Below are 22538 nucleotides of genomic sequence, written 5' to 3' on the forward strand. Positions count from 1 at the left end.
ATCTCAGCGGGCCTGGAAGCCCAGGCCCGATCCGGATCGTGCCAGGATGTGGCCCCGGCTCCCGCTGAGCCGGAACCAACGGCCGTTGCGGAAGAGCCGGTGTTCGCCGTCGCCAAGGAAACCGAGCGCCAACGCCGCGAACGCTGCGCCGGCGGGCACGCCGTCGAGTCCCGGAATCTCCCGGCCCCACACCGCGGCCCTGGCATTGTTGACGATTAACGCACCAGGCTGATCCGGAACGATCCCGGCCACCTCGGCAATGCCGGCATTCGCCACAGACTTGAGTTCGGCGTCGGGCACTGAACCCAGAGGCTCCCAGCCGCTGCGGGGTGCACCGACTCCTGCCCACGATTCGGAAACGGTCGACGGCGGGATCGGAAGCTCGACGTCGTCGGCACCGGAACGCGCCAAGCGGTCCAGGACCGAGGACAGGCTCACGGTGACGTCCGCTTGCGCGTCATCGGCGAGGGCGATGGTCCGAAGCCCGAGAATGGTCGGCGTCGCTTCGCCCAGGAGGCGCGGCCTCAGGACGCACACATACGCAGCCAGGACCCGTCCGGAGGCCTGCAGCCGGATGGCGCCATCGTCGATGCTCTTGGCACGCGTGACATAAGTGCGGAGATCCGCCAGATCACGGGGATCGACGAAATGGAAGGACTGGGTCAATACATCGGACACATCATCGACTCTACCGGCATGTCCGCGGTTGAGAGGGGTCAGGGGGCGTCTAGAGTCGAACCATGACTGACGCGCGCGCCGGCCTGGAACATCAGGTCGCCCTTGAGGACCCCACATCCACCCTCATCGACCTGTTGTCCCTGGCCGACTTCGACGGCGCGAGGACAGCCGAGGACATCTTCCTCGGCCCCTCCCAGAAACAGCCACGCCACCGCGTGTTCGGCGGGCAGGTGCTCGCCCAGTCGCTCGTGGCCGGTATGCGCACGGTCGAGGAGGACCGAACCGTCCATTCCATGCATGGCTATTTCCTTCGTCCGGGCGACGCCAACCAGCCCATCACTTTCAGCGTTGAACGGCTTCGTGACGGACGCTCGTTCTCCGCCCGGCGCGTGCACGCCTACCAGGAAGGCCAACCGATCCTGTCGATGATCGCTTCCTTCCAGACCGAAGCGGAGGGCGTGGAACACCAGTCCTCCATGCCGGCCGGTATCCCGGACCCCGAAACGCTGCCCAGCACGGCGGAACTGCTGCAGAAGTACGACCATCCGCTCGCCCGCCACATGTCCTTCGAGCGGCCCTTCGATGTCCGCCACGTCGATCCCGCAATCTATGTGGAGGCGCCGAAAGACCGGGCCGCCAGCAATGCCGTCTGGATGAAGACCTTTGGCCCGATGCCGGACGATCCCAACCTCCATTTGGCCGCCCTGGCCTACGCGAGCGACTACACCATCCTGGAATCGGTGCTGCGCAAGAACGGATTGAGCTGGATGGTGCCAGGCATGAGCGTAGCGAGCCTTGACCACGCCATGTGGTGGCATCGCCCCGTCCGCGTGGACGAGTGGCTGCTCTACGTGCAGGAGTCCCCCAGCGCCCAAGGCGCCCGCGGACTCGCCACCGGCAAGATCTTCAGCCGCGATGGCCGGCACGTCGCCACGGTAGCGCAAGAGGGCATGCTCCGGATCCCGTCGTAGCTGCCCGCGTAGCTGCCACAACGCCGCCAGGATCATCGAAGCAAAGAAAGGCCGGCACCCCGGAGAAATATCCAGGGCGCCGGCCTTCTGTGGAGCAATTCGCTTAGTCGCGGGTCAGCTTGCGGTGCGTGACACGGTGCGGCTTGGCAGCGTCCGCACCGAGGCGCTCCACCTTGTTCTCCTCGTAGGACTCGAAGTTACCCTCGAACCAGTACCACTTCGACGGGTTCTCCTCGTCGCCTTCGTAGGCCAGGATGTGGGTGGCAACCCGGTCGAGGAACCACCGGTCGTGCGAGACAACTACGGCGCAGCCGGGGAACTCGAGCAAGGCGTTCTCAAGGCTGCTGAGGGTTTCGACGTCGAGGTCGTTGGTGGGCTCGTCAAGAAGCAGGAGGTTTCCGCCCTGCTTGAGGGTCAGTGCCAGGTTCAGGCGGTTACGCTCACCACCGGAGAGCACCCCGGCCTTCTTCTGCTGGTCCGGCCCCTTGAAGCCGAAGGCCGCGACGTAGGCGCGGGAAGGCATTTCAACATGGCCGACCTGGATGAAGTCCAGACCGTCTGAAACGACCTCCCACAGGGTCTTGTTGGGGTCGATGCCGCCACGGCTCTGGTCTGCGTAGGAGATCTTGACCGAGTCACCGATCTTGAGGTCGCCGCCGTCGAGCGGCTCAAGCCCGACGATGGTCTTGAACAAGGTCGTCTTGCCGACGCCGTTAGGACCGATGACGCCGACGATGCCGTTCCGGGGCAGCGTGAACGAAAGCCCGTCGATCAAGGTCCGGTCCTCGAAGCCCTTCTGCAGGTTCTTGGCCTCCAGAACCAGGCCACCCAGACGCGGTCCGGGCGGAATCTGGATTTCCTCGAAGTCGAGCTTCCTGGTGCGGTCAGCCTCGGCTGCCATTTCCTCGTACCGGGCCAGACGAGCCTTCGACTTGGTCTGGCGACCCTTGGCGTTGGAGCGGACCCACTCAAGTTCCTCGGTGAGACGCTTGGCCTGCTTGGCGTCCTTCTTACCCTGGATTTCGAGGCGGGCGCGCTTCTTCTCCAAGTATGTCGAGTAGTTGCCCTCATAGGGGTAAAGGCGGCCGCGGTCCACTTCACAGATCCACTCGGCGACGTGGTCCAGGAAGTAGCGGTCGTGAGTGATGGCGAGGACGGCACCGGGGTAGGAAGAGAGGTGCTGCTCCAGCCACAGGACACTTTCGGCGTCCAAGTGGTTGGTGGGCTCGTCAAGGAGCAGGAGGTCGGGCTTCTGCAGCAGGAGCTTGCAGAGCGCTACGCGCCGGCGCTCACCACCGGACAGGACGGTCACGTCGGAGTCGCCCGGCGGGCAGCGGAGTGCGTCCATGGCCTGCTCAAGCTGGGAATCGATGTCCCACGCGTCTGCAGCGTCGATGGCTTCCTGAAGGTGGCCCATTTCCTCGAGCAAGGTGTCGTAGTCGGCGTCCGGGTTGGCCATTTCCTCGGAGATCGCGTTAAAGCGCTGGATCTTCGAGTAGATCTCGCCCACGCCTTCCTGGACGTTGCCCAGGACGGTCTTTTCCTCGTTCAGGGGCGGCTCCTGCAGGAGGATGCCCACGGAGTAGCCGGGGCTGAGGCGGGCTTCGCCGTTCGACGGTGTGTCGATACCAGCCATGATCTTCAGGATCGTGGATTTGCCGGCTCCGTTCGGACCAACGACGCCGATCTTCGCGCCAGGGAAGAACGACATGCTGACATCGTCCAGGATTAGTTTTTCGCCAACGGCCTTGCGAGCCTTGGTCATCGTATAAATGAATTCCGCCATGCCGTTAAATCTAATGGGTGGCAAGGCATAACTCACATTCGGCCCTGCTAGCGGGAATCCCCGACGAAGCATTTGCCGCTGGCCAACACTGGCAAGACCGTCACGGAAACCTGACCGGCCCTGATCTCGCCCATGACGCAGTCCTTGTCCAGTCTGGCTGCGGCCTCGATGGCGTCGACATCCAGTCCCGTTGGCGTCTTGCTCACGGATACCTCGACCGCAGGGGCCGGAATGCCGGCCGATACGAGTTGCGATCGCAGTTCGTCTTGTGCCGGTTTCGGGGTTGCGGCGGCAATGGTCTTCAGTACGGACTCCATCGTCTGCTTCAGTGCCGCGGTTCCCGCGCTGAGCGACGCCGACGCCGATGAGCTTCCACCCCCGGGCGTGACAGCGGGGGTGGCACTGGCTGTACTCGATGGGGCAGGCGATGAGACCGGCGTGTTTCCTGAAACCACGGGAGCAGGCGCCGTGCAGCCGGCCACCAGCCCGGCCACGAGTAACGGTACTGCAAGCAGCAAACCCGGGCTTCCGGCCGCGTCGCGGCGTCCTGATCGTTTTCGCGGCGTTCCCCTGCTCATCACCCGGCCATTCTGCCATGCGGCGCCCTACCCGCCGCGCCACATGGCATCCGCAGATGTCCGCGGCATCCCTGTTTCCGGCCTCTCATCATTCAAGCCCTGGCGTCCACAAGTTCTCCGGTGTGAGTATCAACGAGAAGCGACTCATCGCCTTCTCCGGCCGAAAGGATAACTTCCCGCTCAGACGCGGCACTGCCGTCTTCGTCGTCATGCGGGCCGTCTTCACCATCATCCTCGGCCGAGGGCCACGGGTTCTCCGGCTCCGCCTCAGCGGCGGCGGGCATACTCTGCGGGCTGGTGCTAGTGGTAGTCCTGATGAAGTTCGCCGAGCCCCACATGAGGTCGTGCCCCACCGACTCGGCGACGATTTCGGCAACGTGGTAGATCTTGCCGTCGTGTTCCCACTGCCTCAACTTGAGTTTCCCGACCACGATGACCCGCTGGCCCTTCCTGACGCTGCATCCGATGTTTCCCGCGAGATGCCTGAACGCCTGGACGCTGAACCAATTGGTGTTGCCATCCACCCAGACATCGTTCGCGCGGTCGAACCTGCGGGCCGTGGAGCCCAGCCGGAACGAGGCCGTCCCCGTCCCGCCTGGTGTCGTCGAACTTTTGGGTTCCGTGGCAACGAATCCCCGGACTGTGATGATGTCATTCATGGTCTTGTCCTAACGTGAGTTGAGCTGCCTGCCTGGCTCTTTCAGCTTCACGTGCCGCGAACTTCCGCGGCAGTACCTAGTTCACGTATGTGGATAGCCCGACGCAATGGCCGCCTGTGGGGGAACAGTCAGGTCGAAACCGGGCCGACCACATAGGCAGCCGCCGCAATGTAAACTCTTGATGGCACCTCAGCCACGTGCTGAGAGTGCGCCGCCTGCCTCGGTAGCTCAGAGGATAGAGCAGGAGCCTTCTAATCTCTTGGTCGGGGGTTCGATTCCCTCCCGGGGCACCCAAAGAGCGGCTCTGAACTGCGAAAACGTAGTCCAGAGCCGCTCTTCTCTTGCCTTCAGATGCGTCGGATCCACCGTTTATCCGCCAGAATCATTTCCCCGGAACCGAAAGTCCGTAAAGCCTGCGGACCGCAAGCTGCGTTGCGGAGTCACGCGCTTCGACCACCCGGCATGCCGCTGCTTGGTTAACGACAGCAGCGCAAGAGGCTCAAAAGTCGGGTATGGACCACTCGCGACGGTGGTTACGAGCCAATCTACAGTTTCGCTGAGGATCCGTTCCGGGCCGGACAGGCCGGACTGCCACGACTGAGCACAGACAATCGACGACCTGAGATTGGTGAAGAACTTGGACGGACAACAATCGATCTGGGTCATTGCGGTGCTGACGGGCGCGGCATTCGCAGCACTTGTTTTGGTCTTTGGGCGGCGACCCACGGCGCTCAAAAATCACAAGCGGTTTGCCAAACACCGCGAACGCGACGCCGGAATCAGGCGGGCAGCTAAGCCGAAGGCGGGATCACGCAGCCGACCGGATGGGCTCGGGGCCGCCCCTCCGGACGGGGTCGACCTTTACACTGACCACACGCGGCACTAGGTGACATTTGGCAACGGCAAGCGGCCAACCGTCCGGCCCGGGACGCGGGAGCAGGTGCCCAGGAAGGCACGGGAGTTTGGTCGGTGAGCTGGTTCGTGGTTTCTCCCGGCCACCGCCGGAGCGGGGTGTCCGCCGCACTGCTGGAGGCCGCCGTCGGGCATGCCTTCGCGCATGGCGCCGAAATCGTGGAAGGCTACCCCGTGGATTCCTCGCTGCGGCCCAGGGCCGGTCCGGCCGATCTCTACCAGGGAACTGTGAAGCTGTTCGGGGCGCCTGGCTTCTTTACGGTTTCCACAGCGGTGTCCGGAAGGGCGGTCATGCGCCGACGGCGCTGATTTATCGTGCCCCGTACGCCGAAGAAACAACCCAGCTAAGGCAGTGTCAACACAACCGGGCCGTCCGCAGTGATCGCCACCGTGTGTTCACTGTGCGCCGCACGGCGGCCGTTGGCGGAGCGCAGGGTCCACTGGTCGTCGTCGTGGTAGTAGTCGTCGCTGCCGCCCAGGATCAACATCGGCTCGATGGCGATCACCAGGCCCTCCACGAGCTTCACGCCACGGCCCGGCCGTCCGAAGTTCGGCACGCTCGGCTCGGCGTGCATGGTCCTGCCAATGCCGTGCCCACCGTGATCTGCAAGGATCCCGTAGCCGCTGCGTTTGGCCTCTCCGCCAATGGCGTACGCAAGGTCGCCCATCTTGTTTCCAATCCTGGCGGCCTCGATTCCGCGGGCGAGGGCGGTGTCCGTGGCATCGATCAACTCCTGGTCCACCGGATCCGCAGTACCCACAATGAAACTGACTGCCGCGTCCCCGCACCAACCCTCCACGAATGCCCCGCAATCGACGCTCAACAGATCGCCGTCCTGCAACACATATCCGTCCGGGATGCCGTGCACCACGGCGTCGTTGACGCTCGTGCAAATGACCCCTGAAAATGGCGTGGACGCCCACCGCGGACGGTAATTCAGGAACGCGGGCTTGGCTCCGGCGTCCTTCATGAAAGCGGCAGCAACTTCGTCCAGTTCCTTGAGAGACACTCCAACCCCGGCGTGCGTACGAACCGCCGAAAGCGTGTTGGCAACCACTCTTCCGGCTTCGCGCATGAGCGCAATCTCTTCTGGGGTCTTCACCATAGACACTGAGGCCTCCAAGCATGAGGAACCAGGGGCCGGACCGGCCACCGGACGAACTCTTTCCACCCACTCTATGGGCGCCCTTATCCCAGTCAACAGGGTTGCGTGTCCGCCTCGGTCCACGAGTGTCCTAAAGTCGCGGTATGGAGCACCGAAGAATCGCCATCATCCGGGTACGCCTGCAGGCAGTGGCAGATCCGGACCGTGCGAAAACGGCGCAGGCGTACATGAAACGATGTACGGCAGCTGTGGCGGGAAGCTACATCGCGGGAAGAACGCTACGCGGCCATCGACCTGACCTCGCTTAAGGCTGAGCCCGTTGTCCCTACGTGAAGCGATGAAACACCTCGGGTGAATCCGGCTCAGGACTTCGGTTTGAGCTTGAGTTTCAAAATTCCGCGGCGTGGGCGGAACAGCACGTGGGTCTTCTTGTCAAAGAACACCAGATAGGCGATGAAAGAGACCGCGATGGCGATGGCCACTCCGCGCACCACCTCGATGGGGATCCATTGGAAGACACTCAATTGGTCCGTCAGGGCGATAAGGGTGAAGAACGCCGTCAAATAGAAGACCGTCCGAAGCTGGGCGCCGTCCGCGATGCCCGTCACGGTAAAGAACACCAGCAGCCACACCATGTACCAAGGCTGGATCACCGGCGCCAGGACGACGACTGCGGCGAAGGCCCAGGCCATCCTGCGAAGCACCGTCTTGTTGAACTCGGCTTCGTCGTCGAGCGGCGGAGGCATACCGATTCCGCGGCCTGGCGTTCGTACGGCGAGCCAGACGATGGCAAGCGCCGAGACCGCCGTTCCCGCGGTCTGGATAACGTCCGTCACGGGCGCGCCGGGACCCCCGAAAAGTCCGACGACGAATCCCGCCGTGTGTGCCAGCAAGCCAACCGGCGCGTACCAGATCCAGACGGCGCCGGGAGTCTGGAGGGCGCCAAGCCAGCCAAATCCCAGGCCGTTCACCAATCCTGTGGCGGCCAGGAGCCCTAGGGACAAGCCCAAGGTAGCCGCCCAGCAGATCATTCTGCGGCCCCAGCCGGCACGTGCACCGGCCCACAGCAGTCCGGCAAAAGGCAAGGCAATCAAAGTAATCGGCTTGATGGCGATCGAGGCCGTGATCAGCACGATTCCAAGCACGGGCCGTCTGACCGAGGCGAAGTACAGCCCGGCTACTACCAGTCCCAACATCAAGGAGTCGTTATGCGCGCTGGCGATGAAGTTGATCAGGAGGACCGGGTTGAGGACCCCAAGCCAGAGCGCCCGGTCGGGGTTCACTCCGTGGAGCGCAGCCAAGCGGGGAACGTAGACAGCGAGCAGTATGACCCCGGCGAGGGCGGCCAGGCGGAAGGGAATCAGTGCAAGCTCGGGGACACTGGCGCTCACCCACACGGCGCCCTGTTCGATCCAGAGCCACAGCGGACCGTAAGGCGTCGGTGCTTCGGTCCACAATTTGTCGGGTCCTAGTGAAAAGTAATTGCTCAGGGCGGAGATGCCGTTGGTGTATGGATTCAGGCCCTGCTCCATGAGACGGCCCTGGCCGATGTAGGCATAGGCGTCCCTGCTGAACAACGGCAAGCTGAACATCATCGGGACTGCCCACATCCACAATGCGCGCCGAAGGACGGGACGCGAGGACGGGTTCCATCCGCCGATCCGCTGGGCAATGCGCAACCAAGAGCGCAGGAGCAGGAGTGCCCCGAGGCAGAGCATCACGGTGCACAGGATCACGCCAACAGGAGATGTCCTGGCCATGATGAAGATGGGGGTCCGGATCAAGCCGCTGCTACTGGCCAACCAGCCGACGCCGACCGAACCTGCGACCATGAGCAACGACCCGACGAGCCCTTGGACGATCGCCGTCCTTGCCGCTTTGGCTATCACAGTGCCGTGTACCGGGGCGTTGGAATCGCCAAGCGCCTCTGGATGAGCCAACGAACTCCCCACCTCACGCTCACGAAACTTCGACGTCACCATCAAACAAAATCCTGTCCGGTTCCCTGCCGCATCCGGGCCAAAGTGGCACTGCCGGCTGCCATGGATTATTGCAACTGTAGCATCGCCACCCCTGGCTTCCCGGGGCCAACCGGACCATGGGTCTGCCCGCGAAAGTGGCCTGAGATAGGATGGATGGGGCTCTTACGGCACCTGTGACGATAACTACCTGACAAGGATCCTCCCATTTCCACGGACTCATTCTTCAGCGCGCTCACACGGTTCCGGCATCGTGTTCTTCCCTCTTCAGTGGAGGCAAGGCTCAATTCTCCCAAGGGCCTGCTTGTAGGCTTCTGCGTCGTGCACTTGGTCTTCCTCGTGTTTGCCCTGATTCTTTCCCTGCGGGGCGAGGCCTTCAGCGACACCTTCATCTATCGGGACTGGACCTCTGCCGGGTTCCGGGATGAGAACCTCAGCGGCGGGCCCAGCCCTTGGGTCTACCCCGTGCTGGCCTTGGTGCCTATGGCCATCGCGGGCTTGGCTGGACCCGGTCCGTTTTTCTTTATCTGGGTGCTCATGATCACCCTGCTCAACGGAGTCGCTCTCGCCAAGCTCACGGGACGGGGCCGCCGTCGCGAGGCTGTCCCGGCGGGCTGGTGGTGGCTGGTCTTCGTCTTCATCATGGGTTGGCTGGGATTCGCCCGGGTGGACGGATTGACTGCCCCCATCGTGCTGATCGCCTTGGCGTACGGGGTGTCGAACCCTTTCATTGCCTCGACCCTCCTGAGCGTTGCCACCTGGATGAAGGTCTGGCCGGCTGCCGTCATGCTTTCTTTGTTCACTGTGGTCAAGCAGAGAACCAAAGTGGTGGCCGCCGGAATTCTGACCAGCGTCTTAGTCATCGCCCTCACGGCGGCCGTAGGTCAACTGCCGAAGCTCCTTAACTTCCTGACCCAGCAAGGCGATCGTGGCATGCAGTTGGAAGCCACCTTCACCACTCCGTGGTTGTGGCTCTCGGTCCTCCATGTGGGTGACTCGAGAATGTACATGAACACCGACATCAACTCGATGCAGGTGGATGGCCCTGGCACGGCCTTCATGTCGTTCCTCATGCAGCCGCTTCTTGTCCTGGCCGCGATCCTGGTTGCCGCCCTGACCTTCTGGGCACTGCACAACGGCAAGCGAACCGGCGGCGCGGACCGCACCGAATTGTTGCTGGCTGGATCCCTGACCATGGCCACGGCTTTCGTCGTCTTCAACAAGGTCGGGTCACCCCAGTTCATGGTGTGGCTGGCGCCTGCTGTCGCGGTCGGGCTTGCCCACAGCTGGAAGGAATGGCGGGTTCCCGCGGCGATGCTCATCGCAATCGGGGTAGCGACATACTTCATCTATCCCCTTTTCTATGACGCACTCAGCCATAACAACCCTCTGATGGCCTTGGTTTTGACTGTGCGCAATGTCCTGCTGGTGGTCCTGTTCTGCTGGTCAGTACGCCGCCTGTACCTTTTGGGCAAGAAGATCCCGGCCACCGAACCGGCCGCCGCTGCCAAGGAGTCCTGAGATTTCCGTTCGATTCTTTGACGGGCTGGCCCGCGTGCGCGACGCCGCCCTGCCGCCTGCCGCCGTCGCCTGGTTCGGCCGTCCTTCGAGCGTTTGGTGGGGTTTCGCCGCCATCCATGTGTATTTCCTCGGCTGGATGGCGAGTTTCTTCCTGTCCGGAAACACGTTCAGCGACACTGAGCAGTACCGCCAGTGGGCGATGACCGGCTACAACCCCGCGGATCTCCACGGAGCGATCAGTCCTTGGGTATATCCTGTGCTCGCCCAAATTCCGATCTTCCTGGCCAACATCGCGGGCCCGGGTCCGTACCTGCTGGTCTGGACATTGATCATCGCTGCGCTCAATGCCGCTGGCTTGTTCATCTTGACACGCGGCCCGCGCAGGACAACGGGGATCGCCCCTGCCTGGTGGTGGCTGTTCTTTACCGCTTTCATGGGCTACCTCAGCTTCGCCCGCGTAGAGGGCATCACCGCACCCATCGTGTTGGTGGCCCTGCTGTATGCCGCCAGGCGGCCCATGGCGGCTGGCATCCTCCTCAGCATCGCCACGTGGATCAAAGTCTGGCCGGCCGCCGTTCTGGTACCCATCATCATCGCGAGCCACCGCAGGCTGCGGATCATCGCGTGCGGCGCCGCCGTAAGTGCCGTCGTCGCACTGGGTACCTACCTTTCAGGCGGCCTCCCGCATATCCTCGACTTTTTGACCAACCAAGGCGAACGCGGCATGCAACTGGAAGCCACGTTCTCAACGCCCTGGGTCTGGTTGAGCGTCCTCAACATCGGCGGCTCCAAAATCGCCGACAACGTCGCCATCAACTCCACCGAGGTGTACGGGCCGGGCGCCAATGCGGCGGCATTCATGATGCAGCCTCTCTTGGTGCTTGCCGCCGTCGCCGGCTCTGCCCTTTTGCTTTGGGCGCTTCGGCGGGGTGCCGAAGCGGAAGAGCTGTTCCTCGAGGGCGCCCTCATGATGACCACCGCGTTCATCGTGTTCAACAAGGTGGGTTCGCCGCAATTCATCATCTGGCTTGCGCCGGTGGTTATCGCCGGGCTGACCCATGACTGGAACCGTTGGCGGGTTCCTGCCGCCCTCCTGATGGGGATCGCCATGACGACTTTTGTGATCTACCCGCTGTTCTACACGCCGCTGATCCACGCCAACCCCGTGATGGCAACAGTGCTCACCACCCGGAACGTGCTTCTGGTTGTCCTGCTCTGGTGGTCCGTACAGCGGACCGTGGAACTGGGCCGCAAGTCCAGCGCAAGAACCGCTATTCAGAGCGCCTGAGCCGCCGCTCAAGCCTGCGGAGCAGTTGCGCAGGGGTGGAACGGATCAACAGTCTGCGCGTGTGAACGTCCAACACCATCAGGTAGACGGTGAATCCCAAGGCCACGAGGAAGGACAGGGAGGACACTTTGACGTTCAGTTCCACGAAGGACAGCACCGAAATCTGGTCCTGGGCGCCGAAGGCCACGAAAAACGTGACCGCGACATAGAGGGACTTGATCTGCCAGTCGTCCCTGATGCCTGTGACCGCGAGCAGCGGGATGAACCACAGGATGTACCACGGCTGGATAATCGGAGAAAGCATGACGACGGCGGCAAACGCCAGGGCCGCGCGTCGCACCAGCCGCGAATAGTCGCCGCGGAACATCAGTAACACCACCAGCCCGATTCCGGCCCACTTCATGAGGGTCCGGAGCCCAGTGGCCACGGTGGAACCGGGCAGGCCCAGGAGATTGGCAATCACCTCGACCTGCTGGCCAAGGAATCCCGAAGGAGAATATCCCGTGTAGCCGGGCGTCGGATCGAGGATGGCCCAGACCCATCCAAAGCCAAGGTTGTAAGGAATTCCACTCACTGCCAGGACGGCAAAGCTGATACCCGCCGTCGCGCCCCAGAAAAAGAACTTGCGGGCCCAACTCGCTGCCGGACCCGCCCACATGAGCCCTATGAAAGGCAAGAGAAGTACTGTGATCGGCTTGATGCCGATGGAAGCCGTGACCAGCAGCAGCCCGATGATGTGGCGCCCGGTTGCTGCAAAGTACATTCCGGCCACCGCCAGGCCCACCATGAGGGCATCGTTATGGGCGCTGGCGACGAAGCTGATGAGAAAGAGCGGGTTGGCCACGGCGATCCACAGAGCACGGCCGGGATTAATCCCGTGCAATTCGGCGAGCCTGGGAACATATACCACGCAGAGCAGCACTCCCACAGTCGCAAGAACGCGAAAGAGCAAAACGGAAAAATCGGGCTGGGCGTCGGTGATGCCCACCACCCATCTGGCAAGCCACAGGAAGTACGGTCCGTACGGCGTCTTGGCTTCCGCCCAGGCAGGATCAGCGCCCAGGGAAAACCAGTTGCTGAGCGAAGAAATGCCCGCAGTGTAGGGGTTCTGGCCTTCCAGCACCAGCCTTCCCTGACCGGTGTAGGCGTACACGTCGCGCGAATAGATGGGCACGGCGAACATCAGGGGCCCCGCCCACGCCGCAACAGCGACAACCACCGATCTGAGCGATCCTGGTCCCCAGTCCTTGAGCCTTTGCCCGAGCCTCAACCATGACCTGACCAAAAGCATGGCCCCCGCCGTCAGCAGGATGGTGGAGGTCGTCACGCCCCAGCCCTCCGTGCGCAGGGCGATGACAAGCGGGTGCCTGAACATGGGCGAGCCGTTGGCGATCCAGCCGGCGCCGATCGAACCGACGAAGATCATCAGGGATCCAAAAAATCCTTGCCAGATTGCCACGTAGGCCTTGATCTGGCCGGGGGTTCCGGCGCCGATGTGCGCGGCATCCGGGGAATAGAGACTCGCGGCGGCCCTCTCCGACGGCGCCGCGGGATCCTTTGCCTCATCCCGGCTATTTGAGGTGCCCACGCCCGTTCCGCCTGCCGTCATGATATTCCAGTCCCTACGTACATTGGTCCAGCTCATCGATGCAGGCAACAACCGCTCGACAACGGCCCAGTTTACCAGCCGCGGTAAGCCGCAGACGCGGAATGGAGCGCCCCGCCACCCTTCCCATGCGCCCGAACGGTAGGCTGGGCGGGTGCCTATTACTAATGAACGCATCGTCTGGATCGACTGTGAGATGACGGGTCTCGACCTTGAAAACGACGCCCTGATCGAGGTCGCGGCCTTGGTCACCGATTCGGAGCTGAACATCCTGGGTGATGGGGTCGACGTCGTCATCAAACCCGAAGATGCCGCGCTTGAACAGATGAACGACTTCGTGCGCGACATGCACACCCGTTCGAAACTCCTGGACGAGCTCCCGCACGGCAAGACCATGGCCGAAGCCGAAGCGATCGTCCTGGAGTACATCGAGAAGTGGGTACCGGATCCGAAGAAGGCACCGTTGGGTGGCAACTCAGTCGGAACCGACCGGATGTTCCTCGCGCGGGACATGCCCAACATCGTTGAACACCTCCACTACCGGGTCATCGACGTCAGCACCATCAAGGAACTCTCGCGCCGATGGTTCCCCCGCGCATATTTCCAATCGCCCGCCAAACATGGTGGCCACCGCGCGCTTGGCGACATCAGGGACTCCATCGACGAACTGCGCTACTACCGCGAGGCCGTGTTCGTCCCGGCGCCTGGTCCAGATACAGCAACGGCACAGAAGATTTCCAAGCAGATTGCTGCCGGCCCGGAAACCCCGGAAGGCGCGTGATCTGCGGCACCTTTTCGGGAAATTTCAGCCAAACGGTCAAAAGTGGCAAAACCACTCTCCAAGACGGGGTATAGTTTTTGTCGTTGCCTTCGCAGCTAACGGGTCATTCCGAAAGCACAAAAGGCTCATGGTGGGCGTAGCTCAGTTGGCAGAGCGCCTGGTTGTGGTCCAGGAGGTCGCGGGTTCAACCCCCGTCGCTCACCCTCATGGGATTGGTAGCAGTTTATCGATCGCAGCCAAAGGCCGTACTGGTTATCCAGTGCGGCCTTTGTTTTGTTCCGGCCGATTTCGGCCATTCCAGACCCGAGAACCAGAGGAACACCTGACATGACCGTCCTGCCAGTCACCATCTGGGGCGAGCCCGTGCTTCACCGCCGGGCGAGCGAGGTGGAAGAGTTCGACGACGATCTGCGCACCTTGATTGCCGACATGTTCGAGACGAACGAAGCCGCCAACGGCGTCGGGCTGGCCGCACCCCAGGTGGGGGTCGGCAAGCGGATCTTCATCTTCAAATACGCGAACGAGGACGACGCACCGGACGAAGGCGTTCTGGTGAACCCGATCCTCACCCTCTCCAAGATCCCCGGTGCCCTCCCCGATCCCGAGGAAGACGTCGAAGGCTGCCTGTCGTTCCCCGGGGAGCACTACCCCCTGCAGAGGGCGGAATGGGCCCGCATCCAGGGTTTCGACGGCGACGGCAACCCGGTGGATTTCGTGGCGACAGGCTGGTTCGCGAGAGTCATGCAGCACGAATTCGACCATCTTGACGGCAAGCTCTATGTGGACCGCCTGGCTGACCGCTACGCAAAGAAAGCCATGAAGCAGGCCAAAAAGAACGGCTGGGGAGTACCCGGGCTGAGCTGGATGCCAGGTGTTGACCCGGACCCCTTCGGACACTGAGCGATGACCGTCATCGAGCAGGACGAATTGTTCAAGCTTCTCGACATCCACGGCGAGGACGTTTTTGCGTGTGCCTCGCTCCTGGCCTCTCCTCCCGGAGACGGAACGCGACAGGCCCTTGCCAGCCTTCACACCCGCCTGGGCGCCTTTCCAAACGAGTCTGCCTCCGCGGATGGCTGCACGGAAACGGACTGGATCGAGGCGCTCCTGCGCTTCGCACCGGTAGTCCACGGCCATCATCTTTCCCTTGGCATCCCGCCGGAGTCCTCCGCCGCGATCCTGGCCGATGTGGGACTGAACCTTCGTATCAACCGACGGGTTCACGAGCGCTTCGGCCTGGACACGTGGGCGTGGCTGACCCTCCACATGGCCGGAAACATCTTCCGGATCGGCCGCTTGCAATTCCACCTTGTCCGCGGCGACGCGGGAGGCTCAGCCACCGTTAGCGACTCCTGGGTGCTGGGCGTACACATCCCCGAGGATGGCGGCCTCTCCCCTGCCCTCGTGGACTCGAGCTTCAGCCAGGCCAGGGAGTTCTTCGACCGGTACTTCGCGGACAAGGCCGTCTCCGTGGCGATCTGCGACTCCTGGATGCTGGATCCGTATCTGTCCCGGAAACTGCCGGACAGCAACATCGCCGCTTTTGCCCGCCGATTCACCCTGGACCGCTGCTCAGACGCTCCGGTCGACGCCGTCTACTTCACCTTCCGGCAGCGGGGCATGGAAAACCTTGATCGGCTCCCCCGCGAGACCTCGCTTCAGCGGGTGGTGCTGGAAAGGATCGACGACGGCGGGGTCTGGCAACTTGGACACGGCCATTTAGTGCTTCCCCCGGCGCGGAGCAACGACGCCTGACGCGGCCGCTCCCGCGCCCTCAGGCGGCTACATCGCCCTGATGGTCCGCTGACCGGGGCACGAGTCCAGGACGCGCCTCATGGCGTCTTTCTCCGCCTGGGTGACCCAGAGCCGGTACGCGGCTTTGACGGAAACCTGCCGGGCTACGTAATGGCAGCGAAAGCCCTTGTTGGCAGGGAGCCAGCTCGCGGCGTCGCCCGCGCCTTTCTTCACGTTGGCGGGACCGTCAACGGCAATGAGGTTGAGCGGGTCATTGGCGAGGCTTTGGCGCTGTTTGGCAGTGAGCAGCTGGGCGCCCTTCTGCCAGGCATCCCCGAGAGCCACCACATGGTCGATCTGCACGGCTGAGCTGCTTTCGGAGCCCCTGCGGAAATGGATGTCCTGCCCGATGTATGGCTCACGTAGCTCCCCGGAAGCGATCCTGCACTTGGAGCCTGCCGTGAACTCCGCCGCCGTAAGATCCCGCCTCAGGATGTCGTTCCTGGTATCGCAGCCGTTACGGTCGACGTCTAGCCACGCCTGGCCGAATTCGTTGCGGTCGTAGTTGTCCTTGGCCGCACGCCCTTTCACAGGAAGCGCGTCCAAGGCATCAACGGCCGAACCGACGGGCACCGGCTGAACAGCTTCCACCGGCTTCATCCAGTTCGGGTCGAAGACCGGAGCTTCCGTTGGCCCATTGACCGGGTCCTGGCCAACTGCGAACTGTCCGTTGGTGAAGAACCACCCGATGCCGGCAAGTCCACCCGCGATGAGGAGAATCACCAGCATCCAGGCCTGCCGGGACTGGCGGCGGGCGCGTCGATAGGCGGCCCAGGTGGTACTCAAGGGATTGCGTCCTTTCGGGGAGGAATACGTCCCTTGAGACTAGATGAGGCGCTGATGGCCGACGCCGATATCCACAGTGTGGAGGGCAAGTCACCGTGTCGGAATAATCACAGCGCAGGCTGCAGCGGCGACCTACTGTTCCTTGGTCACGCGTTTCAGGTCTTCGGCTGCCAGCTCCAAAAGGGACCCCAACTGGATGACTCGGTCCTCGGAGATATCACCCGCTGCATGCGCGGCCTTGGCTCCGTCAAGCAGGCGCTGGGCTTCCTTGAGGTTGGCGCGCGCCACGTCCAGTGCGTGTTCCAGGGTTGTTTCATGTTCCAGAATCTTTTCGCTTTCCATGCGTCCATTCTGGTCAGGTTTCCCGGCTGATACCAGCGCATCAGCCGGGAAAACCCTGTGTCTTTCCTGGCCTTGGCCAGGGCAGGCTAGACGCCGGCAGTCTCCAGCGTTGCCTTCGGGTCCAGGTCAACGGCGACGCTGCGCGCCGGGAACGACGGCGGGTTCACCCCGGCCATTTCCTCCATGACGCGCACTACCTGGCAGGAGTAGCCGAATTCGTTGTCGTACCAGACATACACCACGAGGTTCTTGTCGTTGGCGATGGTGGCCAGGCCGTCCACGATGCCCGCACGGCGCGAGCCGACGAAGTCCGTGGAGACAACCTCGGGCGAGTCGATGAAGTCGATCTGCTTGCGTAGTTCCGAGTGCAGGGACATCTCGCGGAGGTAGTTGTTCACCTCGTCCTTCGTGGTTCCCTTTTCAAGGTTCAGGTTCAGGATGGCCAGCGAAACATCCGGGGTGGGAACGCGGATCGAGCTGCCGGTCAGCTTGCCCAGCAGTTCCGGGAGAGCCTTCGCCACCGCCTTGGCCGCACCCGTTTCGGTGATGACCATGTTCAGGGCAGCCGAACGTCCGCGGCGGTCGCCCTTGTGGAAGTTGTCGATCAGGTTCTGGTCGTTCGTGAACGAGTGCACGGTCTCCACGTGGCCGTGAATGAGGCCGAACTTGTCATTGAGTGCCTTAAGCACCGGGGTGATGGCGTTCGTGGTGCATGAAGCTGCGGTGACGATCGTGTCCGTGTCCTCGATGGAGGAGTGGTTGATGCCGTGGACGATGTTCTTCAGCTCGCCCTTGCCCGGGGCCGTGAGCAACACGCGCGCGACGCCCTTGCTCTGCAGGTGCTGGGACAGGCCTTCGGCGTCGCGCCAACGGCCCGTGTTGTCGACCACCAGGGCATCCTTGATCCCGTAGGCCGTGTAGTCGACAGTGGAGGGGTTGTCCGAGTAGATGACCTGGATCTGGACGCCGTTGGCCGTGATCGTGTTGCATTCCTCGTCCACGCGGATGGTGCCTTCAAAGGAACCGTGCACGGAGTCGCGGCGCAAGAGACTGGCGCGCTTGACGAGGTCATTCTCGGCGCCCTTGCGGACGACGATGGCGCGCAGGCGCAGTCCGTGGCCGCCGCCGGCCTTTTCGATCAGGAGGCGGGCCAGGAGCCGGCCGATGCGGCCGAATCCGTAGAGGACGACGTCGGTGCTGGTGCGGTCGTCCGCGCCGCGGCGCCCCACGACCTCGGCGAGTTCGGCGCGGAGGAAGTCTTCCAAGGGCGTACCCGGGGCTTCGGCCTTGTACTTCTCGTTGAGGCGGGCGATGTCGATCGCTGCCGCGCCAAGGTCAAGTTCCGCGAGGGTGTTGAGAAGCGGCGCCGTCTCTTCCAGACGCAGCTCATCCTTGCTCATCCGGCGCGCAAAACGGTGGGCTTTCAGGATGTTCATCGACGACTTGTTGATGAGGCTGCGCCCGTGGATGCTCGTCACCACGTTGTTCTCACGGTACAGCCGGCCGATCACCGGAATCATGGCCTCGGCCAGCGCTTCGCGGCCCATCCACGTATCAAGACAAGAATCTGATGACTGGCTCACAGAACTACCTTCCTAGGGTCAGCTACATACGTCCTCGTACGTAGATGGCGGCCGCCCGGAGTAATCCTGCGGCACTGGCATCGGCGGGACTTCGGTCTGCCCGGACACCTCGAACGTTGCAAAGAAAAACCGCCGGCTGCGAACGCAGAACCGGCGGTGGAACTTCTACGTTCACTGTCCATTCTAAGGTCTGGCACGGGACCTCTTGGCCGTTGGAATGCGTGAATTCACTCACATACGGCTGGTGGATGGGTTGACCGATACGCCGGGTTCTGTCCTCCCGCGCCGTTGCCGGCGAAGGAGTGGCGACCATCCATCTACGAACGCCGTTGCCGACGCCCTCCAGCGGCCTACCCGGACACTCGGGCGAGCAGCCCTCGATCGTGCCCTGTCTGGCCTTGCTCCGGGTGGGGTTTACCTAGCCTCCCTGGTCACCCAAGGAGCTGGTGGTCTCTTACACCACCGTTTCACCCTTACCCGCTGCCTGCCTGTGCTGGCACAAGCAGACGCGGGCGGTCTGTTCTCTGTGGCACTGGCCTGCGGGTTACCCCGAGTGGGCGTTACCCACCACCCCGCTCTATGGAGCCCGGACGTTCCTCGAGCCACTCACGTGGCGCGCGGCCGCCTGGTCAACCCATCCGCCCTCCAGTCTACCGGCGTCGGGCCCGTTCAATTTTTCAGACGGCGCTGCCGGACTGTAGCGCCCCAGAGATGGCGACTGTGTTACTGGCAATGCGGCTAATATCGACTGGTGCTGATTCTGCTGCCGCCTTCCGAAGGCAAGACCCCCGCGGTGAGGGGCTCCGCCGTCGATTGGGAGTCCCTGAGCTTTCCCGAACTCAACAGCTACCGGGCCAAGGTGCTCGACGCGCTCGGCCTGGTCAGCGCGCATGAGGACGCCCTCGCCCTGTTGGGGGTGGGCGCATCCTTGAAGGACGATGTCGAACGCAATACCCGGCTCCACGCCGAACCCGCAGCCCCTGCCCATCAGGTGTATTCCGGTGTTCTCTACGATGCGCTCGGCTACAAGACCCTGACACCGGCACAGCGCCGCAAGGCGGTGGAGTCGATCCTCGTGGTGTCCGCCCTGTGGGGCGCCATCGGCTTCGGCGACCGCGTGCCCGCCTACCGCTTGTCGATGGGAACGGCACTTCCCGACGTCGGGCGCCTCGCGTCGTTCTGGAAGCCGCAGCTCACGCAGGCCCTCGCCTCTCGGGTGGAGGGCGAGCTGCTGGTGGACTGCCGCTCCAGCACCTACGCCGCGGCTTGGGCTCCGCCCGTGGCGCAGGCTGTCTCCGTCAATGTCTTTTCCGAGTCCAATGGCAAACGCACCGTCGTCAGCCACTTCGCCAAGCACACCCGCGGCGAACTGGCCCGGCACTTGCTGAGCCGTCGAGGCAAGGCGCCTGGGACACCCGAACAGCTGCTCAAGGCGGCGTCGGAAAGGTGGACGGCGGAGTTAACGGAAGGCACGGCACGCAAGCCGCACACCATCAGCATCATCCTCCCCAACTAGCTCGCATTTAATGTCGTTATGACGCCTGAAAACGACAACAACTGCGAGCCAGTTGGGTGGGGAACACGCGGCTAGTTCCACTCGGCGGAACGCACCAGGATGCAGCCGGAATCGGGGCAGAACACGATCTCGTCTTCGGCAGCGGCCTTGACCTCGGCAAGGTCGCCCGGGCTGAGCATCATTCCCGAGCCTTCGGACTTGCCGTGGAACAGCCTCGCGGCGCCCACCCCGCGCTTGGCAAGGGTCTTTTCGTAGATGGCCAGCATCCCGGCGTCGAGCCCTTCGGCGAAACCGGTCCGCTGAGCGAGTACATCCTGCTCTTCGGCAACAATCTCGGCGATCGCGGCGTCCAGCTCGGCACGGATCCCTGAGAAGGAACCCTGGATGTCATCGACGATCTGCTGTTGCGCGGATTGGCGCTCCCTGAGTCCGTCCAGACGTTCCAGGATTTCCAGTTCGACATCTTCAAGGTCCGAGCGGCGCTTGTTCAGTGACGCAATGTCGCTTTGCAGCGCAACGAGATCCTTGGAAAGTCCTGTCCCGCTATTCAGCCTTGCTTCGTCCCGCTCAATGCGGCTAGCCACTTGCTCGACGTCGGCCTCTGACCTGCGCAGCTCTGTTTCGGCGTCGTGGACGGCAAGTTTCGCGGTCCCGAGAGCCCCGTTGGCCACGCTAAGGGCGTCCTGGAGATCGGTGATGCGGGGGTCGGTCTCCAACGTGCGACGGCGGTTCGCCAAGGATTTGAGTTTCGCATCCAACCCCTGCAGTTCGAGCAATTTCAACTGTTCCGCCGGTGCTGCCTTGGCCACGCTTACCTCCGCTTGATCGTGCCGGGGTTGATGTTCAGCCCCAGCCAGGCCTTGGGCCTGTTTGTCTCGACTCTAGCGCCTAGCGTACTTCCCTGCCTCGCTACATCCCCACCGGCTCCCAAACCTCGCTGCGCTCGGCGTGGGTCCCTCGCCGGTGTGGGCCCGGCGAAGGACCTCGCACGCCAGGCTTAGCCGGGAGTCAGAATGAAGTCCCAAGGATCGCTGTTGGTGGAAGCCACCCGGATCTCAACGTCGTAACCCTGGTCCGCAAGCACGTTTCCGAGCGCTTCGGCCGCGGCGGGCAGCCAGAGCCACTCGCTCGCGAAATGCGATACGTCAACGAGGTACGGCCGGCCGTCAACGGCAGCTTCGCGGGCCTCGGACGCAGGATGGTGCCGCATATCCGCCGTGACGTAGATGTCCGCCTGGCTCGCCCGGACGGCGTCGAAGAGACTGTCTCCGGCACCGCCGCAAACAGCTACGCGGCGCACCAGTCCATCTTTGTCCCCGGCAACCCGCACGCCACCCGCCACTGAAGGCAGGATCTCGAACACCCGCGCGGCGAAATCTCCCAGGGTCATGAGTTCGGGCAGGTCGCCGACCCGGCCGATTCCCTCTTCCGGCAGGCCGTGGGGCGCAGGAGCCAGCGGGACAACGTTGTCCAGCCCGAACGCGTCAGCGAGGACGTCGGAAACGCCTCCGACGGCGGAGTCCCCATTGGTGTGCACGGTCAGCAGCCCCGTACCTGACTCAATGAGCCGATGGACAGCAAGGCCCTTGGCGCTCGTGGCCGCAACGGAGGTGACGCCTTTGAGCAGCAAAGGATGGTGCGTAACGAGGAGCTCGGCGCCCCATTCAATGGCTTCTTCAATGGCGGCGAGTGTCGGATCCACAGCGAACATGACCTTGGTGACGGTGGCGGTTGGCCGTCCGACCACCAGTCCTACCTCGTCCCATTCCTCGGCGAGCGATTCCGGCCAGAGCTCCTCCACTGCCAATAAGACCTGACCGAGCGTTGGGGTACTGGCTCTTGGAGTTCCGGCTGCACCGTTTTCCGGTTCTTTCCCGGATCCCGTATCTGCAACCGCGGTGTTCACAGCTTCCATGCATTACATTCTTGCGCATCCGTCGGCCAAGTCGCGCTTGCGGCAACCGGACTGTTTGAGATTGTTGCCACTGGCCGGGTCTGCGCCGTCACAGTCCCGTAAGGTTGTGCGGGAATCATCCGGGACTCCCAGCCATTGAAGAGATCATGAAAACTTTTGTACTTGGTGGAGGCTGCTTCTGGTGCCTTGACGCTGTCTATCAGAAGACCAAGGGCGTCAGTTCCGTGGTTTCCGGCTACACCGGCGGGCACATCCGCAACCCTGACTATTACGATGTCTGCTCCGGAATGACGGGCCATGCGGAGGTCGTCGCCGTGACTTTCGACGAGGACACCATTCCGGCGGACATCATCCTTGACATGTTCTTTGCCCTGCACGATCCCACCACGCTCAACCGCCAGGGCTACGACGTCGGAACCCAATACCGTTCCTCGATGTTCTACACCACCACGGAGGAAAAGATCCTTTTCGAAGAGGCCATCCTGCGGAACCAGGAACTGTGGTCCAGGCCGATTGTGACCGAGGTCAGCAGGCTGCCGGAATTCTACGAAGCCGAGTCCATCCACCAGGACTACTACGCCAAGTTCCCCGAGCAAGGCTATTGCCAGGTGATCATCAACCCCAAGCTCGCCAAGGCCCGGAAATATTACTCTTCGTGGCTCCGCGCGTAGCAGCGTGTAGCACCGCTCGTTAGGCTGACCTCAGCAGTAGCTATTTCAGCGAATTCAGAGAATAGG

21 protein-coding genes, 2 tRNA genes and 1 other RNA gene are annotated in these 22538 nt (G+C 62.9%); 11 read left to right on the top strand and 13 right to left on the bottom strand.

All coding sequences use genetic code 11. The features are described 5' to 3' along the window. Positions 1-3: 3 nt before the first annotated feature. The gene (locus tag AB4Z38_RS15000; protein WP_441430438.1) at positions 4-678 is read right to left on the bottom strand and encodes a hypothetical protein; all 675 of its coding nucleotides are present in this window, start codon (positions 676-678) and stop codon (positions 4-6) included. Between the two features lie 62 nt (positions 679-740). Here AB4Z38_RS15000 and tesB point away from each other — a divergent pair, with 62 nt between their 5' ends. Continuing rightward, positions 741-1649, top strand: a complete 909-nt coding sequence (tesB, locus tag AB4Z38_RS15005) for an acyl-CoA thioesterase II (protein ID WP_441430439.1) — start codon at positions 741-743, stop codon at positions 1647-1649. Between the two features lie 103 nt (positions 1650-1752). Here the strand turns inward: tesB and ettA are convergent, their stop codons facing one another. From ettA to AB4Z38_RS15020, 3 genes are all read right to left on the bottom strand, one after another. Then, positions 1753-3435 carry an energy-dependent translational throttle protein EttA gene (ettA, locus tag AB4Z38_RS15010; protein ID WP_236811427.1) on the bottom strand — a complete coding sequence of 561 codons (1683 nt, stop codon included), beginning with the start codon at positions 3433-3435 and terminating at the stop codon, positions 1753-1755. A 47-nt stretch (positions 3436-3482) separates the two neighbouring features. Next, complete coding sequence (locus tag AB4Z38_RS15015) at positions 3483-4013, bottom strand: DUF6993 domain-containing protein (RefSeq protein WP_441430440.1); 531 nt, start codon at positions 4011-4013, stop codon at positions 3483-3485. A gap of 92 nt (positions 4014-4105) precedes the next feature. Beyond that, entirely contained in the window at positions 4106-4672 is a 567-nt protein-coding gene (locus AB4Z38_RS15020; protein ID WP_441430441.1) for a single-stranded DNA-binding protein, read from the bottom strand. A 217-nt stretch (positions 4673-4889) separates the two neighbouring features. Here AB4Z38_RS15020 and AB4Z38_RS15025 point away from each other — a divergent pair. Further along, positions 4890-4962: transfer RNA gene (locus tag AB4Z38_RS15025), tRNA-Arg, on the top strand. Between the two features lie 601 nt (positions 4963-5563). Then, on the top strand, positions 5564-5893 hold the full coding sequence (locus tag AB4Z38_RS15030) for a GNAT family N-acetyltransferase (RefSeq protein WP_441430471.1): 330 nt from the start codon (positions 5564-5566) through the stop codon (positions 5891-5893). Positions 5894-5928: 35 nt separating this feature from the next. Here AB4Z38_RS15030 and map read toward each other — a convergent pair whose 3' ends face one another. Both map and mptB (AB4Z38_RS15040) read right to left on the bottom strand, forming a co-directional pair. After that, the gene (map, locus tag AB4Z38_RS15035; protein ID WP_441430442.1) at positions 5929-6696 is read right to left on the bottom strand and encodes a type I methionyl aminopeptidase; all 768 of its coding nucleotides are present in this window, start codon (positions 6694-6696) and stop codon (positions 5929-5931) included. Between the two features lie 356 nt (positions 6697-7052). Then, positions 7053-8672, bottom strand: a complete 1620-nt coding sequence (mptB, locus tag AB4Z38_RS15040) for a polyprenol phosphomannose-dependent alpha 1,6 mannosyltransferase MptB (RefSeq protein WP_441430443.1) — start codon at positions 8670-8672, stop codon at positions 7053-7055. A gap of 204 nt (positions 8673-8876) precedes the next feature. Here mptB (AB4Z38_RS15040) and AB4Z38_RS15045 point away from each other — a divergent pair, with 204 nt between their 5' ends. Both AB4Z38_RS15045 and AB4Z38_RS15050 read left to right on the top strand, forming a co-directional pair. Then, a complete protein-coding gene (locus AB4Z38_RS15045) occupies positions 8877-10190 on the top strand; it encodes a glycosyltransferase 87 family protein (protein WP_441430472.1) in 1314 nt (437 codons plus the stop codon). Positions 10191-10224: 34 nt separating this feature from the next. Then, on the top strand, positions 10225-11478 hold the full coding sequence (locus tag AB4Z38_RS15050; protein WP_441430444.1) for a glycosyltransferase 87 family protein: 1254 nt from the start codon (positions 10225-10227) through the stop codon (positions 11476-11478). Here AB4Z38_RS15050 and mptB (AB4Z38_RS15055) read toward each other — a convergent pair. After that, entirely contained in the window at positions 11462-13087 is a 1626-nt protein-coding gene (gene mptB, locus AB4Z38_RS15055; protein ID WP_441430445.1) for a polyprenol phosphomannose-dependent alpha 1,6 mannosyltransferase MptB, read from the bottom strand. The two genes, AB4Z38_RS15050 and mptB (AB4Z38_RS15055), sit on opposite strands and share 17 nt — an antisense overlap. 151 nt (positions 13088-13238) lie before the next feature. On the opposite strand from mptB (AB4Z38_RS15055), the gene orn reads away from it, so the two are divergent. The 4 genes from orn (at position 13239) to AB4Z38_RS15075 (ending at position 15620) form a co-directional block, all read left to right on the top strand. Further along, positions 13239-13865 carry an oligoribonuclease gene (gene orn / locus AB4Z38_RS15060; RefSeq protein ID WP_441430446.1) on the top strand — a complete coding sequence of 209 codons (627 nt, stop codon included), beginning with the start codon at positions 13239-13241 and terminating at the stop codon, positions 13863-13865. A 130-nt stretch (positions 13866-13995) separates the two neighbouring features. Beyond that, positions 13996-14068: transfer RNA gene (locus AB4Z38_RS15065), tRNA-His, on the top strand. A gap of 124 nt (positions 14069-14192) precedes the next feature. Next, positions 14193-14765, top strand: coding sequence for a peptide deformylase (def, locus tag AB4Z38_RS15070; protein WP_441430447.1), 573 nt, complete (start codon positions 14193-14195; stop codon positions 14763-14765). Between the two features lie 3 nt (positions 14766-14768). Continuing rightward, on the top strand, positions 14769-15620 hold the full coding sequence (locus tag AB4Z38_RS15075; RefSeq protein WP_441430448.1) for an acyltransferase domain-containing protein: 852 nt from the start codon (positions 14769-14771) through the stop codon (positions 15618-15620). Positions 15621-15647: 27 nt separating this feature from the next. Here the strand turns inward: AB4Z38_RS15075 and AB4Z38_RS15080 are convergent, their stop codons facing one another. The 4 genes from AB4Z38_RS15080 to rnpB form a co-directional block, all read right to left on the bottom strand. Then, positions 15648-16445: an HNH endonuclease family protein gene (locus AB4Z38_RS15080; RefSeq protein WP_441430449.1), complete on the bottom strand. Its 798-nt coding sequence runs from the start codon at positions 16443-16445 to the stop codon at positions 15648-15650. Between the two features lie 132 nt (positions 16446-16577). After that, positions 16578-16787 carry a hypothetical protein gene (locus AB4Z38_RS15085; RefSeq protein WP_441430450.1) on the bottom strand — a complete coding sequence of 70 codons (210 nt, stop codon included), beginning with the start codon at positions 16785-16787 and terminating at the stop codon, positions 16578-16580. A gap of 86 nt (positions 16788-16873) precedes the next feature. Further along, a complete protein-coding gene (locus AB4Z38_RS15090) occupies positions 16874-18370 on the bottom strand; it encodes a glyceraldehyde-3-phosphate dehydrogenase (protein ID WP_441430451.1) in 1497 nt (498 codons plus the stop codon). Between the two features lie 245 nt (positions 18371-18615). Continuing rightward, an RNA gene (rnpB, locus tag AB4Z38_RS15095) (RNase P RNA component class A) lies at positions 18616-19007 on the bottom strand. A gap of 114 nt (positions 19008-19121) precedes the next feature. Here rnpB and AB4Z38_RS15100 point away from each other — a divergent pair. Then, on the top strand, positions 19122-19886 hold the full coding sequence (locus AB4Z38_RS15100) for a YaaA family protein (RefSeq protein ID WP_441430452.1): 765 nt from the start codon (positions 19122-19124) through the stop codon (positions 19884-19886). 71 nt (positions 19887-19957) lie between these two features. Here the strand turns inward: AB4Z38_RS15100 and AB4Z38_RS15105 are convergent, their stop codons facing one another. Both AB4Z38_RS15105 and AB4Z38_RS15110 read right to left on the bottom strand, forming a co-directional pair. Continuing rightward, a complete protein-coding gene (locus AB4Z38_RS15105) occupies positions 19958-20695 on the bottom strand; it encodes a zinc ribbon domain-containing protein (RefSeq protein WP_441430453.1) in 738 nt (245 codons plus the stop codon). A gap of 188 nt (positions 20696-20883) precedes the next feature. Continuing rightward, positions 20884-21801 carry a Nif3-like dinuclear metal center hexameric protein gene (locus AB4Z38_RS15110; RefSeq protein ID WP_441430454.1) on the bottom strand — a complete coding sequence of 306 codons (918 nt, stop codon included), beginning with the start codon at positions 21799-21801 and terminating at the stop codon, positions 20884-20886. Positions 21802-21947: 146 nt separating this feature from the next. Between AB4Z38_RS15110 and msrA the strand changes: the two genes are divergently transcribed. Further along, entirely contained in the window at positions 21948-22472 is a 525-nt protein-coding gene (gene msrA, locus AB4Z38_RS15115; protein ID WP_441430455.1) for a peptide-methionine (S)-S-oxide reductase MsrA, read from the top strand. Positions 22473-22538: the final 66 nt, after the last annotated feature.

Source organism: Arthrobacter sp. 2RAF6, from assembly GCF_052115205.1.
Taxonomy (GTDB): Bacteria; Actinomycetota; Actinomycetes; order Actinomycetales; family Micrococcaceae; genus Arthrobacter.